Source organism: Flavonifractor sp. An10 (genome assembly GCF_002161215.1).
Taxonomy (GTDB): Bacteria; Bacillota; Clostridia; order Oscillospirales; family Oscillospiraceae; genus Flavonifractor; species Flavonifractor avistercoris.
Map to the genome: position 1 here is coordinate 368,795 of NZ_NFMB01000004.1, position 15,958 is coordinate 384,752.

Sequence of the window (15,958 nt, forward strand, 5' to 3'; positions counted from 1 at the left end):
CACCTCCATAAAATGAAAGGGCCGCCCGGGTTGGGCGGCCCTCCTGATGATGGTTTGCCGGAATCAATAGCCGGTGCGGGGCAGGGGGTCTGTGGGCTTGTAGACCCTGGTCACCCACCGGGAGGTGGCCATGATCCACTGGCCGTTGTACACGCCGCCCACATCCGCCTGGTTGACGAACTGGCTGCCGCCGGTGAGCCAGGCGTAGACGGTGGCATAGACCTGGGGCGTCTCCACCTGCCGGAAGTTGGCGGGAACCACGCCGAAGGACACCATGAACTCGGTGACATACTCGTTGTAGGCCAGGCCCAGGGCGGCCTTGGAGGCATCCAGCACATAGTTCTGCTGGGTACTCAGGTTGTCGTACATGGTACGATAGTTGGGGTTGAGGTTGGTCTTGTAGACCACCTTATAATTCCCTGGCACGTTGTAGGTGCCGGTAACAATCTTGTCCAGTCGCACCGCCTGGCCGGGCAGGGTATCGCGCCAATAAAATGAGGTGAGGCTGGTGGTGGAGTTGTTGGCAATGCCGCTGAAATCGTAGCGGATCTGCTGGCCGGGCATGACCTCCACATAGCCGGTCTTCTGGATGCTCACATTGGTGTAGAGGCTCTTATTGGTCATGGCCGCCTTGACAATCTGGCCGGCAAACTCAATCTCCACCTCGATGGGGGTCTTGTCCAGGCCGTAGAAGTCCGCGGCCTTGGACTCCACGATTTTGTACCGGCCCAGGGGCAGCGGCCGGGAGGAGGCGACGCCGTTCTTGTCCGTCTGGATGGTGTCCACCAGATTGCCTGTTTTGGCGTTGTAGATCTCAAACTCCGTGCCGGGGATGGGGGTACCGGCGGGCCAGCCGTTCATGGAGTTATAGTCCGCCGAGGTCTTGGTCACCTGGATCTGCCCTGTGATGGGGGTGTTCTCCCAGGCGATTTCCGTGGTCTCCCCGGACTCCACATAGACGGTCTTTTTCTCCGTGTCGGGGACGTAGCCTTCATTCTCTAACTCTCTGAGATAATACCGGCCGGCCTCCATGCCCTCAATCAGCACATACCCCTCGTTGTCCGAAGTGTACTGGCCGATGGGGGTGTTGGTGTCATCATAGAGGATGAACGATACCCCATAGATGCCCTCGCCGGTGGTACTGTCTGTCTTGTGGATGAGGATGGCGCTGACCGGCGTGTTCTCCACCCGGAGGGTGGTGGTTTTGCCGTTCTCCACCTCAAAATAGTGGGGCGTATCGTCCAGACGGAAGCCCTCCGCGCTCTCGATCTCCACAGCGTAATACGACCCGTCCTCCAGGGACAGGAACGCCCGGCCATTTTTGTCGGTGGTCACGGTGTCCACCAGGGCATCATCCATGCGGCGGATTTCAAAGGTCACATTGGGGATGCGCTCCCTGGTGTCGTCCGCATTGACCTTGATGATCTCCACGCCGCCGACGGGGTCGTTATAAAACGTGAGCGTTTGTGTATCCTCTGGATTTACCTGAACCGTCTGGCTCTGGGTGGCCGGGTCGATGGTGTAGCCCTCGATGGTCTTGGTCTCCCTGGCCACAATGGTGCCGGTGACGCCGGAGATGCGGATCTCGCCGTTCTGGTCCGTGGTGTACAGGCCCAGGCTGGACAGGTGGCCGTTTTCGTCGTCCACATAGCCGCCGTCGGCGTAGGTCAGCTCAAACTCCACCCCGGCAAGCGGTTCCTTCGTCACGGAGTCCAGCTTGCGGATCACCAGGGTGCCCTTGGCCTGGTTATAAAACCTAAGCGTCTGCACCTCGCCCGCCTTGATCTCAATGGACTTGGGGGCTCCGTCCAGGACATATCCCTCCAGGGCCTTGACCTCCCGGGCGGTGATGGTGGTGCCCGGCTCCAGGCCATCAATCACGATGCGGCCCGCCTCATCGGTGATATACTCGCCGTTGGAGGGGCCGACTACCGCACCGGAGCTGTCCGTGACCAGGAAGGTCACGCCCTCCAGAGGCGTGGTGGTGCCCTCGATATACTTCTCGATCACCAAGGTGGTGCTGGGCGTGTTCTCAAAATAAATTGTCTGCGTGTCATTGGCATTGACCTGAACCGTCTGGGTCTGCTTGGCGGGGTCAATGGTGTAGCCGGGGATGGTGGCTGTTTCGGTGACCACCAAGGCGCCCACCACGCCGTCGATCTGGATCTTGCCGTCCTTGTCGGTCTTGTAGATGCCGTTGCTGGAGAGGTAGCCATTCTCATCCGGCACATATTCACCTGTGCTGGTGGTCACTTTGAACGTAACTCCCTCCAGAGGTTCGCCGGTGAGGGAATCCCGCTTGTCGATGATGAGGCTGCCCGCCTTGGAGTTGGTCACCACCACCGTCTGGGTGTCGCCGCCCTCTCCTATGACTACATTGGTGGATGGGGCATCCATGACATACCCCTGGGGCGCCTTGATCTCCGTGAGCACGTAGGCGCCGGGGGCCAGGTTGGTGACGTGGATCTCACCCGCCGAATCTGTGGTAAAGATGCCGTTCTGGGTCAGCGTGGAGTCTCCAATGACTCCATCCAGGCCCACCTCACAGCCGGCGGCGGTCGTGATTCTGAACTCCGCTCCGGCCAGCGGCTGGCCGGTGGCGCTGTCCCGTTTCTGGATGATCAGCTCACCCTTGGGCTGATTCTTAAAAGTGAGGCTGACCGTCCGGCCCTCTTTGATCTGTACGGTCTGGGACTGGGTATCGATGAGATAGCCGGGAGGGGCCTGGGTTTCCGTCACCACCACGCTCTTGCCCGGCTGGAGGCCGGAGATCAGGATTTCGCCGGTCTCGTCGGTGCGGAAGATGCCGTTGGAATCGCCAATGAAGCTCCCGTCCGCATATGTAATCTTGAACTCGGCGTCGGCCAGGGTCACGCTGGGGTTGACCGAGCACACCTTGCGGATGAGCAGATTGCCGTCCGGCATATTTTCAAATCGAACGGTAATGACACTCTGTTCTCCGTTGTCCGCCAGATAGACAGTCTCGGAGGACTGGATGATGCTGTACCCATCCGCCGGGTCTACCTCCTCGACCACGTATGCCCCGGGCTCCAGGCCCGTCCAGATGGCCATGCCGTTGGAGCCGGTCACCTTCTGGCCGATCACCGTGCCGCCGGTGCCGGAGGCGCCGCCCAGGAAGCGGAGCTGGAATCTGGCACCGCCCAGTGCCTCGCCGGTGACGCTGTCATATTTTCCCACCACGATAGCGTTGAGGGGCACATTCTGGAAGGTCACCGTCTTGTCCTTGCCGCCGGTGATGTAGAGCTCCTGGGTGGCGGGTTCCTTGATGGTGAATCCGGGGGCGGGCTCCAGCTCCGTCACCTTGTACCAGCCGTCCCGCAGGCCCTCCAGAACGATCTGACCGTTGGCGTCGGTGAAGTGGGTGCCCAGGTCGTTGAGCTCGCCGGTGTCGGTGTCATTGCTGCCGTACCATACCTGGAACTTGGCCCCCTGGATGGGGCTGCCGGTGATGCTGTCCACCTTCTGGATGGTGAGGGTGGGCTTTTTGTGGTTCTCAAAGTAGACGGTGTGGTTCCGGTTGGGGTAGAGGGTCACCAGCTGGCTGGGGGCGTCCAGCAGATAGGGGGAGGGCACGGATTGCTCCGTGATCTCATATACCCCGGGCAGCAGATTCTCCAGGGTGGCCGTGCCGTCTTCCCCTGTCTTAATTTCATCCACGCTGTGGCCGTCCGCCGCCTCCACCAGGAATACGGTGTCCGGCACAGGCTCCCCGGTGTCCGCGTCCCGCTTCACTACCGTCAGGTTGGGCCGGATGTCGTTCTCCAGAATGATGGTGGAGGTCTTGCCGGGGAACAGCTCCACATGGCGCTCCACCGGGTCGATGATGTGGTCCGAAACCGTATCCAGCTCCTTGACCGAGTACACCCCCGGCTCCAGCCCGGAGATCAGGATTTCGCCGTTCTCATCGGTGGTGCGGTCCAGATACCGGCTGCCGTCTTCAATTTTAGCGATACGGAAGGTCACGCCGGCCAGCCGGGAACCGTCCGCGCTCAGCTTGATGAGGTGCAGGGAGGGTTTCACAGAGTTGGTGAACACGAACCGGGCCGTCTGGTTGGCCTCCAGCTGGATGATCCGCTGGGCCTCGTCGATGATGTAGCCGGGGCATTCCAGCTCGGTGACCACATAGGCCCCGGTGGGCAGCTCGGACAGGTCGATCTCTCCGTTCTGGTCGGTGGTGAACTCCGCCGGGCCCCAGGAACCGTCCACCGCCTCAATGCGGAACCTGGCGTTGGGGATCACCTTGGACGGGTCGGCGCTGTCCACCTTGACCAGCCAGATGCCGGGCTTCTGGTCGTTGAAGAAGTACAATTCCTTGATGCCGTCCCCGGCTTTCAGCTCGATCTCCTGGGGAGTGGAGTCCACCAGATGTCCGCTGTCCCCGGTGTCCACCTCCTGCACCCGATAGGTGCCGGGCTGGCAATCGGTGAGCAGGATTTCGCCCAGGGCATCGGTTTCGTAATCGCCCAACAATACACTATCCCGCCAGATGCGGAACGTGACGCCGGACATGGTTTCATGGCTCAAACGGTCGTATTTGATGATCTTCAGGCCGGGCAGGGCCTCGTTCTTCAGGGTGTAGGTGACGCACTCCCCGGCGACGACGGTGGTGGTATAGGTCTGGGGATCCCGTTCCCAGCCCTCCGGGGCGGACAGCTCAACAATCTCATAAGCTCCGGGTTTCAGCTCCGTGAAGGTATAGGAACCGCCGGTGGCCGTCTCGCCGGTGTAGACGGCGCCGCTCTCGATGTGCTTGATCTGGATCCGGGCCCCGGCCAGGCTGGCGCCGGTTGCCGCATCCACCTTGATCACACGCAGATCGCCGTAGGGTTCATTTTCAAAATCCACTTCGGCCACCTCACCATAGCGGACGGTGACCTGCTTGACCGGCTCCTCGCCCAGCAGATGGTACTCCGGGGGCACCCGCTCATAGATGGTGTAATTACCCACCTCGGTGAGGGGGATGGTGATGGATCCGGACTCCGGCGTGGTGTAGACGCCGATGGTGTCGCCGTCCGGGCCCACCACCTCGAAGGTGGCGCCGGAGAGGGTGACAGTAGTGCCCGTCTCATACTTGGTGATCTTCAGGGCGGTGTTCTTAGGCTCGGGATCGGGTTCATCCGGCTCCGGCGTGTCTGAGTAGTTGGAGATGGCGTTGCGGAGCAGGCTGGTCTTGGGGTCTGTGTCACACAGGTAGCTCTGGAGATTGCCGTACTGGTCTACCTCCTGGCACAGGGCGTAGAACACCACGTACTGGTACACGTCGGCGGAGAGAGTGAGCTGGACGCTGCCGGTCTGGCCCGCCACGCTGTCCTCGGGGTAGAGCACCTTGAAGGTGCCCTTATAGCCGCTGCCGGTATTGGAGACCGTGACCTGGGTGATGTCCTGATTATTTTCGTCCACGATGCGGGCGCCCTCCGGCACATCGGCCCCCTCCTGGAAGGATACATTGACCGCCAGGCCGTCTACCCAGGTGGGGGAGGTGACGGTAAACACCTGCTGGCGGTAGGCCGCCCCGTCAATAGTGACGGGGTAGGCTGTCTCCTGATCCGGGGAGGTGGTGAGCTGGGGGTCTGCCACGCTGGTCCACCGGGTGCCCTCCGTGTAGATTTTGACGGCGGCGTTTAGAATGTTCTCCCCAATCTCCCGCTCTGTACCGGTGAGGCCGGGGGCCACAGTGACGGCGCTGATATCCCACTCGGGGATGAGGTAACACCACAGCGCGATCTTGCCGGCGTAAAACGCCTGATACTTGTTGGCTACCCCTAGTTCCGCCAGGGAGCGGTGGGGATACATGTTGGCAACCAGGCCCACCACCTTGGGGTCTGAGGCTTTTTCCTCCGCCAGGTAGCGGATGCTTTCTCCCTCATTCACGGTCTGGGGCACGCCGTACTGGTTGGGATTGACGCAGTACGCTGGGATTTCTTGGGTCTCCCCGGCGCTGTTCTCATAGAGGAAATAGGTATAGGATTGGGTCTGTACCTTTCCATTGACGGCCAGGTACTTCATGGAGTAGCCGCCGTCATAGATGTTGACCTCACCCAGGGCCTCCTCCGGGGTGGAGGCCGCGCCCGCCGGCAGAACCAGCAGAGACAGCGCCACCGCCAGGGTGAGTATCAGGCTGATAATCCGTTTCATAGTCAAGAATTCCTCCTTAACAAAAAAGCGGGAGGCTGTTCGCCTCCCGCCGGCCTGAGCAGGACGTAATCCTGTTACGTCCCTCTGATATTGTACTCTGTATAAAGGTATTTTCCGTTGTGGTACACGTCCCAGGCTTCCACCTCAAACTGGGCCCCCGGCGCGGAACAGAACACCTGGGTGAGCTGATCCTCCTGCCAGGGCCAGAACATCTGCACCGTGTTCTGCTCCGTGATGCCAAGCCGGAGATTCAGGGGTTCTGTGCGGCCGGCTGCGGCGTTGTAGATGGTGTACTCCATCCGCCGCGTCTCATAGAGGTTTCGGATGTGCAGGTTGTCCCCATACTCACTTTGAAACCGGCGCACCTCTGCCTTCGGCAGCTCCAGCTCCGGGAAGCGTGTCTGGTCATAGATGGGCAGGGGCTCCGGTTCCTCCCACAGCCGCATGTCCGTGATCTCATAGACAGTGCCGTCGTCGCACAGCACTTGGTCGCCCTCCTGTAACCGGAGGGGCTCGTCCGTCTGCGGGATAGTGACCACCCCGGAGGGGGTGGATGCCGTGGCTTCCTCTGTGTAAGGGGAGCTGGTGTCTACCAGGACGCGGTTGGTGCTCTGGTCATACTCCACACCGAAGTCCACCGCCCGGCCGATGTCCCGGAGCTGCACATAGTTGTGCCCATTGATGACGTATGCCTCCAGATCCACCTGCTCCCCGTCCACATAGAAGGTCTGGGTGCTGGGGGATGCGGTAACGGCGGTCAACGCCGCTGATGTGGCCACTGCCGCCGATGCGGCCACCGCTGCCGTCGCGGGCCCCCCCAGGGCCGCACCTATCAGAACACTTGCCAATACTGCTGGGATGAGTTGTTTCCCTTTCATGCTGTTGGCCTCCTTCTTTTCTCCGCTGCTTTGGAATTCCTTGCAGCAACAACATACCGGAAACCAGGGGCAAAGTCTACGGCAAAGAACTGCTCCGGGCGTAGAAAAGGAGGCCGCCAAACGAAGCAGATTACACAACCTCTACCGCCTGCACCTGCCAGCGGTATTCCCGCTGGTTGCGCACACAGGTGTAGAGGGTGAGCATGTTCTCTGTGGAGGGGGCGGTGCCGCTGGTGTCGGTCTCCTTGACCTTTTCCACCGAGGTGACCTCGTAGGTGCGGGTACCCAGCTTAGTGATCCAGGTGATGGTATCTCCACGCTCCAGGGTGTGGAGGTCCCCGAAGTCATCCCGCACGCCCCGGTTATGGCCAGCGATGCTCACGTTACCATCCCAGATGCTGGTGCCCTCGAAGTGGCCGGCGCCCTTCATTAAGGTGCTGCTGTCCGTGCCCTCATAGACCCGCACACTCAGATCAATGGCGGGGATTTTCAATGTTCCCAGGTGTCCGCTTGCGTAGTAGAGGTCTGAGGTCACCGGGGTATAGCCCAGTGTGGTGGATTCCGTCTCCTGTTCGGGTTCCGTGGGGAGGGCAGTGGAAGAATCCACAGAGGGCGGGAACACGATGGGCATCCCGCTGCCGCTGATGGTGCCCACCGCCATGCCCTCCGGGGCCAGGTTGGGTGTGAGCCAGGTTCCGGTGTTGAGGGTGTCCGCGCTGGCGCTGCCGAAGCCCGGCGGAATGAGGGCGGCATTCTTGCTGATGTCCTCGTTTTTCAGGGCCCCGCCGTCTGCCGTGTGTACCACCTCCACCGAGGTGGGCTTGCCGTAGTCCGGCCCGTCCGGGGCGTCAATGGCGTAATCCAACGCTCCCGCCGGAGTGGCCAGGGCCGCCGCCAGGCAGGCGGCCAGGCACAGGGTGGTCAGCTTCTTCATTCTATCTCCTCCTTGGATTCCCGGCGCCGCTTGACGAACAGGCAGGCGCCGATCACGCCGCCCACGGCAAACACCACGCCCAGGGGGAGCAGGATGGCCGCCCAGTTAAACTGGGCCAGGCCGTCCCCAAGCTCCTCCACGGGTACGACGGGTTCCAGTGGCTCTCCCTCAAAGATGGCCACGTAGCGCACCCGGTTCAGGGCGATGCGGCTGACGGTGCCGGTGTAGTCCGCTGTGACGGTATAGCCGGTGACATAGCTGCTGGTGGCGGTGCCGGTGTAGGTGGCCACGGCGGTGTAGCGGTCTCCCAGGTTGTAGCCGGCCACGCTGGCGGTGTTGTCCGTCCGCCAGTCGATGTCCTGGAGGGTGAGGGTACGCCCGTCCTCCTCGATGCTCTTGGGGATGTTGGCGGTGTCCTGGCTGGCCAGGTTGGGATAGGATCGGGTGGCGGACACCTCCCGGGTGGAGCTGCCGTAGCCCGCCGCCTCCACCTGGACGGTGTCCAGCTGGAGGGTCAGGGTGCCGGACAGGCCGTCCTCCGTGACGAACTCCTTCTCTTGGGGCAACAAGGCCAGGACGGACTCCATGTCCTTGTTCTTGCTCTGGACGGAGACGGTCTCAGTGTGGGCCCGGCTCTCATGCTCCGGCAGCTCCTGCTGGAGCAGGTCCGTCAGGGTGTAGTGGAAGCCGTCCTGCTCGAAGTCAGACCGGGGGATGCCGGCGGGATCCTGCTCCGGGGAGAGGTCATAGACCTTGCGGATCTCTGTGCCGTCCTCACTGCGGGTGACGGAGGTGGGGTAGCAGACCTGCACCTCGGGGGCTGCGGGGAAGGGCTCCGCCGCCAGGGCGGTGGGGAGCAGCGCCGCGGCCATGAGCAGACCGGCGGCGCATCTCAAGATGGTGCGTTTCACGGTTGTTTTCCTCCTTTTCACATTGACATGCCGCCCATGGAGCCGTCCTGCTTCTGGGCGGGCTGGGCCATCTGACTGATCTCCATCCGGTAGGCGTCCAGCACAGCCTGGTCAAAGGTCTGCCGGAACTCTGAGGTGCAGGGGAAGCAGATGTCCCGATACTCCCCATGCACCTGTCGGCTGGGCATAGAGACGAAGGGCCCGTTCTGCCCCGCGCGGATCTGGATGCCGCGGATGGCAAAGCAGCCGTTGAGGGTGACGCTGGCGTCCGCCAGCACCGGCCCCTTGGCGGTGGGGCGGTACAGCCGGACATCAATTTCGGTGGGAAGCTGGGGCCGGGCGGCTGCTTCCTGCTGCGCTTGCTGTTTCATGACACATTCCTTCTTTCAAATTTTTATTCTGCTCCAACCGCTCCATGGTGCGCCGGGCCAGGAGGCGGAACTCCCAGGGCTCCAGCTCCAGGGGGCGGTAGTCGCCTTTGTCCGTGATGCCGTCCGCCCGCACTTTGAGCACCAGGGGCAGGACAGCGGCAGATTCCTTGAGCGCCGAGTGTGCCAGCCAGCCCTTGCCGGCGATGTACACCCACCGGAGGGCGGAGGCCGGATTGCCGGGGACGTCGGGCCAGAGGTATTTCCCCGCCAGCTTTTTGCGGCGCTGTTTCTTGTTGGTTGGGATGGGAGCCAGGATTTTGTCCTCCATCTGGTAGCGGAGGCCCAGGGCCTCCACGCAGGCGCGGACGGCCCGGCGGGCCTCCGGGGTGTCTGCCCAGGCGGGCAGCGGCTCCCCCAGCTCTGAGGCCAGCACGTCCTCCCCGTCTTCATCCTTTGGAAGCAGGGGCACGCTTTTTACCAGCTCCAGCACGTGGAAGCCGTCCGTCACGCCCAGCACCTTCCGCTTGGTAATAGGGATGCCGCGGTAGTGTGCCAGGGCCTCCCCCAGTTCCGGGAACTGCCGGATGGTCCAGCCCTTTCGGAGGAAGCCGCCCCGGCCCAGCCGCAGGTCATCCATGGTGTAATAGGCCAGGCTCATTTGGCATCCCCCTCCCGAATCATCAGAGCGCCCAGCCCATACAGATCCACGCCGCAGTGCTCCAACATGTCCAGGAATTCCGCATCATAGGCCCGGAGTGCCCTGGGGACTCTTTTGCGCGGCCCAGTCTCTGCCGCCCGGCTGTCCAGGGCGAGGCAGACGAGCATGCCGATGTTCAGGTTGTGGAGCAGCCGGATGGTTTCCAGCCGTTCCCTGGCAGTGGGCTCCTGCCGGGTAAGCGCCACACAGCCGTGCCCCACATGGAGGGTCAGACGCTCCGCGTCCTCCAGCCCGGAGAGCTGGAGGGCGGCCCGGGGGACGGCAAGGGTTTTCTTATTTGTGTCGTGGCAGATGGTAAATTTCATCTTCTGTTTCACCTCGTATTCTCAGTCCTGCGGCCAGTTCCACACCCGGGGCAGCCGCCCGGTGGGGGCGGACAATATCCGCAGCTCCGGCCGGTCGCTGGACTCCATAGCGGGCAGCTCCAGCAGGGAGAGCTGGCGGTTGAGCATGGGGCCGGGGTCAAAATTGGTCATGAGCAGCTCGTGGTACGTGGAGTCCTCCTGCCGGGCCATGGGGTTGGGGCGGTCAAAGCCCACGATGTAAAAGTCCGGGGCAAAGAGATCCAGGATGTCCGGATGGCTGTTATAGGAGAGCACGATGTGGCTGTCCCGCATTGCCGGGGCGCACAGGCAGTCGTGGAGCCGGACGTGATCCCGGAGGGCAAAGGAGGGCGCGTACATTTTCTCGGCCTCCAGATAGGGCGGGTCCGCATAGATTACCGCACCGGGCCGGGCGTACTGCCGAACCACGTCGCAGCAGTCCTTGTTCTCCACCACCACACCCTGCAGAGCGTCCGAGGCATGGCGGAGCAGGCCGAGGAAGCGGCGCAGCTCCACGCTCCGGCCGCCGAAGGTCTTGCCGGTAGCGCTGTAGCTGTACCGGATGCTCAGGTAGTAGGCTGCGGCCCGCTGCACGTCCGGCAGGCTGGCCCGGCCCACCAGGAGCTTCTTGATCTCCTGCCTGTCCATGGGCGGGAAGTAGTCCTCCGCAATCTGGAACTCTTCCTCCAGGTAGTCCTTGGGGTCATACTCATGGTTGAGGAAGCGGAGCACCAGCTCGAAGTCTGCCCGGGCATGGAGGGGTAGGAAGTTCAGCTCCTTGAGCAGCGCCAGGGGCCGGTCCCGGGCGCTGCGGAACAGGTTGGCCAGGTCGGCGTCCATATCGTTGTACACCCGCAGGGGGGCATACCCGGCGCCCAGGCCCAGGGTCACCGCGCCGCTGCCCCCGCAGACCTCCAGCAGGCGGGGCGCCCTCCTGGGGAGCAGCTGGAAGATGTAGGGGAGCAGGAAGAGCTTCCCGCCCACCCAGGGGAAGAAGGGCTTAGCGATCCGCCCCACCTCCCCCGGACAGGCGGAAGGCCCCCATGGAGCCCTCCAGACCGTGGATGGACGCATCCACGCCGTCCCGCATCCGCCGGAGGTGCCCGATGGTGGCAATCACCTCCCAGGCGTTTGCGGGGAAAAAGTAGCCGGTGCGGTCGCTGCAGACGGGGATGCCCTCCACCCGCAGGTTGTGTACCATCTTCCGCAGTTCCGCCTCGCGGACGCGGAACATCTTTTTCAGCTGCTTACCGCTGATAGCGTTTTCCCGGCCGGGGCAGTGCTTCTTCAGGTAATGCAGAAGTTCTTTTTCTTTTGCTCTCATGACGTCCTCCTCCGGGCCGCTCTCCCGAAAAAGGGCACAAAAAACAGGGGCCGCTGTCCCCTTCGGGAAAACGGCCCCTGTTTCATCATTGATACATCGTTTGCCTGGGCTTATGACATGCTCATGCCGCCCATCTGGGGCTCCGCCTGGCACTGCTGCTGGAAGGCCTGCACAAATTCCGCAAACCCCTGGCCATCTGCCCGCTCCGGGTGCTCCGCCAGGGAGACGCACCACTGGCTGCAGGCCGCCTCCAGCGCAGACTCCTCCACCCACAATAAGCGTTCCGGCGGCGTCTGAGGTGGGGATTCCAGATCCATATTGTTGAACTCCGGGTAATTGGCCCTGCAGTATTTGACCATACTGATGCCCGTATGGGCCCGGAAGGCGGTATCGCTGGGCAGTCCGCACTTGGGGGTTCGTTCTTGCGGCGTTGGATATCGCTGTTCCCGGCGGACAAACTCGTCCACACGCTGGACGCACAGCTCACGGGTCCACTTCTTGTTATGAAACATTCAGATCCTCCCCTTTCTCTATCCCATCGTCATCCCTGCGGGTACATGGGTTTGCGTCTGCTGCCTGGCAATGTATGCACATCCGTCTGCCGTCTGGGTATAGCCCTTCTGCTTCAGCAGGTCACGCCCGTAGCGTTCCAGGTCGAAGCAGCCTGCCGCCGGTTCCGCCTCGCCCACCACTGCCCGCAGTTCCTCCAGGGCGAAGTCCCGGAGCTGGTCTGCGGTCACGATTTTATAGTGGTGCAGGCTCTGCGACAAATCCAGGGCGGCGGGCAGGGTGGTGCAGCCCTCATGCTCCAGGGCCCAGAGATAGGTCTGGAGGAAACCCTTCTGCCCCTGATTCTGCTCCTGGAGGATAAATCCCAGGTTCTGACCGTCGTAAATCAGATCCTCCAGCCGGCCATCATAGGCCGTCTCCAGCCCGGTGATGCCCGGCAGGCTGCACCGGGCCTCCAGAAGGGTACAGTCCTGGATAGTGGGCACCTGCAGGGCGTCCAGGGCCAGCCGGATCTCCCCCGGCCGCACATCCATGATGTCGTTGTAGTCCGGCAGGGCCAGCCACACCCCCTCCGGCACCGCCGGGGAGCTCAGCTTCAGCCGCAGGCTCCAGCTGTATTCCGGCCCCGGCAGGGTGACGCCGTCGTATTGCTGGAGCGGTTCCCGCTCCGGAAAGATCACATAGCAGCCCCCAACAAACAGTCCGGGGTGCTGTTCCCCGTAACGCCTGCCCAGCTTGTCCAGGTCGATGTAGTCCCGCAGCGCCAGGAGCTTGGCGTCGTTCTCCTCCAGGTCATACAGGCCCAGATCCTCATAGCTCTGGATGCCGCCCACCACCTCGTACTCGTCCAGATTAGCCAGCAGGTTGACGGCCTCCCTGGCATCTGCGGGGGCGCCCCGCTGGAGGGCCGCATCCAGGGCGATCCCCTCCCGCACGGTCAGCACCTCCATCCGCTCCCGCAGCCAGCCCTGTTCCTCCGGCCTGCCGGGGATGTTCGCCAATTCTTCTCTGTTCATATCATGATCTCCTCATCTCTATGCCGCCCAGCTTTGGCTGGGGCGGCAGCGGTTCCTGCACCGGCTGGCTGTCCGCACGGGTCAGCAGGCCGTAGTCTGTAAGCTCACCCCCATACTGCTGGATCAGCGCCTCGCCGTAGCCATATAGGTTTAGGTACCGGCACAGTAGGGCGGCCTGCTCCTCACCTACGGCGGAGCGCAGTTCCCCGCGGGCCACATCCTCCGGGGAGGCGGCGGAGCGATCCAGGCTGTAGGCGTCCAGCCGCTCCGTCAGAGCCATGGCCTCCTCCAGGCTGGCGGGGGGCGACGCCTCCAGCACCGCCTTGTACTTGACCAGCCGCAGCGGATCCCGGTCTGCCAGCACCGTCAGCCGGATGGCCAGGCAGTTCAGGGTATCCAGCCGCTCCGGGACGGCCCACTCCGCCGGGACTTGGGGAATCCGGCTGTGGAAGGCGGTGACGGCACAGTTGGAGAGGCCCACAGCCTCCATCTGATCCCGCACCTCCACCAGCTCCTGCCCGGCGGGGAGGGTGAGCTCCGCTTGCTCCTCCCCAAGTTGGAACTCAAGATGGAAGATGCCCGCCGGGGCCTCCGGCGCGATGCGGGGCGCATGGCTTTGTGCCGGCTTCCAGCTTCCATCCGGCGCTACAAAGCCCTGCCTGGTGAAGATACCGCCCTCTGCCTCACGGATCCGGCGGCCCAGGAGCTGGAAGTCCAGCAGCTCAAACACTTTGTCCGGCAGCCCATCCAGCTCTGTCAGGAAGCCGTTTTCCGCATAGAACCGGCCCAGCGAAGCGTCATTTGTGGCCTCGGGCACCACATGGCAGTGCTTGGCCTGCTCGGTCAGGGCAATGAGGGCGTCCGGCTCCATAAGCCTGCCGTCCTGCAGCCTGATCAGTCCCTCAAAGGCGGTGCGCTGCTGTTCACTCAGGCCGGCCAGACGCTCCGCCAGGACGTTGAGCGTTGGGAAATCCTCTCCGGACTGGAGGGTGGGGAATAGGAAGGGGAATTCCCCGCAGTCCTCTATCTCCCACTCCACCCTGGTATCCGGCGCTGGCCGCAGCTGCTCCCAGGCGTCCAGCACGGCCCAGGGCTCCGCCGGCACGTCCAGGGTTACATAGACGTCTTTGTCCGGGTTGCACAGGGATACCGTAAAGATCTTATCCAAGGCTCATTCCCCCCATCGTCATCGTCGTTCCGTGCTTCATATCCTTCGCCGGGGCCTGCGTCTGCCCGAACCGCTCCGCCTCCGTCTGGATGCTCCAGCCGTCTATCTGCCACAGGTGGACGTAGAACTCCCCGCCGTCCACCCGGATTGCCTGCTGCTCCAGGCCCTCGCCCCAGCCGTCTGATGCCTGGCCGCTGAGAAAGTCCTTCAGCCCGGCCAGCTCCTCCGGGGAGAGCTGGCCGATGACCTGGCACTCGGCCACGCCCCACAGCCGGCCGTCTCTGGCCTCTGCCGTGAACACGGCGGAGCGCACCTTGGCGTCCAGGATCTCTTTGTCGTACCAGTGCATGAGGCCCCGCTCCGCCTCCGCCGGCCTGCGGTTCCGAACCATGGCGGCCAGAATCCTGTCTTCGTACTCCAGAAGCGTCCGGCTGTCCCATTCCTCACCAATCTCGTCCAAATCCCCCCATTCATTCCGGGCATGGAAGCTGGCGGTCATGGGCATGTACAGCTTGAGCAGGGTGGGCTCCGGCGGGTGGACGGAGAAGAAGTCCTCCCCAAGGGCCAGGATGCGCTCACCTCCATCACTCTGCCGGACATGGAACCGGCCCTCGTCATCAATGTGATCCAGCTTTCCGGCCTCCTTCAGCGTGTTTACGGGATCATCCAGCTCCCACGTCTGGACCCGGCTGCCCGCGGGGAACTGATCCCGCAGGAACTCCAGCCACTCCTTTGATAAATCCTGCATGATGGTTTACCTCCTATTTTGCCGCAAGTGTAAAGGCCGACTCCCAAAACGGGAGCCGGCCTTCAACGGGGTCTCTGCACATGTCCTGTCTTCTCTGATAGTTCATAGCCCTTTCCCCTCTCTTGGTAAGCACACAACATACCACAGTGTGCCCGTAATATCCAGCAGTTTTTTCACATCCGCTGCATGGGCGTCTGGCTCTGATTTCGCTCCAGCCACAGCGGGTGACAGGCCACCTCCGCGATACCCAGATCCGCATTACAGGTGATATGGGCGGCCACGGCGGGGCAGTCCGGCTGGAGCTGGAACAAGGCCTCGGTGAGCTCTGACCCCCAGCCGTGCAGGATACAGCGGGGCCCGCCAATCTTTTTGGCAAACTCCGGGTGATCCATGGTGAGGCAGGCCATGGCCTGAGTGGTGGATATGCCTGCTTTCCGGCCATATGTGATGGCCAGCTTCAAGGCATGCTGCGGGTTGAACCGTCCAAAGTCCATGGTGTAGAACCGCTGCTCCCGGCCCTCCTCTAATACCGTGCAGACTGCAATCCGGCTGGGCTCCTCCGGCCGCTCCGGCCCGAAAAAGCCCATGAGGGCGCCCTTCACCGCCAGCTGTGACACCTCCGCCGGGGTGCGCCCGGCCTGGAGGTAGACGGCGGCGGCAAACATCTCACTGGGCAGGGCGGCGTTCTGGTGCTGGATGAGCTCATAGGCGCCCTGGAGGGTTTCCCCGCTGAAGTTCCGCGCCACCACCCGCAGGGCGGTGAGCATGTCGATATACTCCGACTCCGCGCACTCCCGGTCAAAGCGGTACAGCGCCTCGGTGGTGACGGGATCCGGCCTGGGAACCAGCTCATTGAGCTGCCGGATAAATTCTTTTTTCTGCATCTTTTTTCTCCTCTGGT

The 15,958-nt window shown here is 62.8% G+C and carries 14 protein-coding genes; all 14 read right to left on the minus strand.

Annotation, left to right across the window (positions count from 1 at the left end; all coding sequences use genetic code 11):
- Window positions 1-63 precede the first annotated feature (63 nt).
- Window positions 64-6,156 (minus strand): SpaA isopeptide-forming pilin-related protein, encoded by a 6,093-nt coding sequence (locus B5E42_RS09175; protein WP_242967075.1) that lies wholly within the window; start codon window positions 6,154-6,156, stop codon window positions 64-66.
- A 74-nt stretch (window positions 6,157-6,230) separates the two neighbouring features.
- Entirely contained in the window at window positions 6,231-7,034 is an 804-nt protein-coding gene (locus B5E42_RS09180; protein WP_087238894.1) for a hypothetical protein, read from the minus strand.
- A 130-nt stretch (window positions 7,035-7,164) separates the two neighbouring features.
- Window positions 7,165-7,968: a class D sortase gene (locus B5E42_RS09185; protein ID WP_087238896.1), complete on the minus strand. Its 804-nt coding sequence runs from the start codon at window positions 7,966-7,968 to the stop codon at window positions 7,165-7,167.
- A complete protein-coding gene (locus tag B5E42_RS09190; protein WP_087238899.1) occupies window positions 7,965-8,879 on the minus strand; it encodes a cell wall anchor protein in 915 nt (304 codons plus the stop codon). The genes B5E42_RS09185 and B5E42_RS09190 overlap by 4 nt, the downstream gene beginning before the upstream one ends.
- 17 nt (window positions 8,880-8,896) lie before the next feature.
- Window positions 8,897-9,250 (minus strand): SpoVG family protein, encoded by a 354-nt coding sequence (locus B5E42_RS09195; protein WP_087238901.1) that lies wholly within the window; start codon window positions 9,248-9,250, stop codon window positions 8,897-8,899.
- Complete coding sequence (locus B5E42_RS09200; protein WP_087238903.1) at window positions 9,192-9,908, minus strand: hypothetical protein; 717 nt, start codon at window positions 9,906-9,908, stop codon at window positions 9,192-9,194. The genes B5E42_RS09195 and B5E42_RS09200 overlap by 59 nt, the downstream gene beginning before the upstream one ends.
- Window positions 9,905-10,273 carry a hypothetical protein gene (locus tag B5E42_RS09205; protein ID WP_087238905.1) on the minus strand — a complete coding sequence of 123 codons (369 nt, stop codon included), beginning with the start codon at window positions 10,271-10,273 and terminating at the stop codon, window positions 9,905-9,907. The genes B5E42_RS09200 and B5E42_RS09205 overlap by 4 nt, the downstream gene beginning before the upstream one ends.
- A gap of 21 nt (window positions 10,274-10,294) precedes the next feature.
- Complete coding sequence (locus B5E42_RS09210) at window positions 10,295-11,308, minus strand: DNA adenine methylase (protein WP_087238908.1); 1,014 nt, start codon at window positions 11,306-11,308, stop codon at window positions 10,295-10,297.
- Window positions 11,292-11,615 carry a hypothetical protein gene (locus B5E42_RS09215; RefSeq protein WP_087238910.1) on the minus strand — a complete coding sequence of 108 codons (324 nt, stop codon included), beginning with the start codon at window positions 11,613-11,615 and terminating at the stop codon, window positions 11,292-11,294. Before B5E42_RS09215 ends, B5E42_RS09210 begins: the two co-directional genes overlap by 17 nt.
- Window positions 11,616-11,725: 110 nt before the next feature.
- Window positions 11,726-12,127: a hypothetical protein gene (locus B5E42_RS09220; protein WP_087238912.1), complete on the minus strand. Its 402-nt coding sequence runs from the start codon at window positions 12,125-12,127 to the stop codon at window positions 11,726-11,728.
- A gap of 18 nt (window positions 12,128-12,145) precedes the next feature.
- On the minus strand, window positions 12,146-13,141 hold the full coding sequence (locus B5E42_RS09225) for a hypothetical protein (RefSeq protein ID WP_087238914.1): 996 nt from the start codon (window positions 13,139-13,141) through the stop codon (window positions 12,146-12,148).
- 1 nt (window position 13,142) lies between these two features.
- A complete protein-coding gene (locus B5E42_RS09230) occupies window positions 13,143-14,309 on the minus strand; it encodes an antirestriction protein ArdA (RefSeq protein ID WP_087238917.1) in 1,167 nt (388 codons plus the stop codon).
- Complete coding sequence (locus B5E42_RS09235; RefSeq protein WP_087238919.1) at window positions 14,302-15,057, minus strand: DUF4314 domain-containing protein; 756 nt, start codon at window positions 15,055-15,057, stop codon at window positions 14,302-14,304. The genes B5E42_RS09230 and B5E42_RS09235 overlap by 8 nt, the downstream gene beginning before the upstream one ends.
- Before the next feature lie 173 nt (window positions 15,058-15,230).
- Window positions 15,231-15,941, minus strand: a complete 711-nt coding sequence (locus tag B5E42_RS09240; RefSeq protein ID WP_087238921.1) for a hypothetical protein — start codon at window positions 15,939-15,941, stop codon at window positions 15,231-15,233.
- Window positions 15,942-15,958 lie beyond the last annotated feature (17 nt).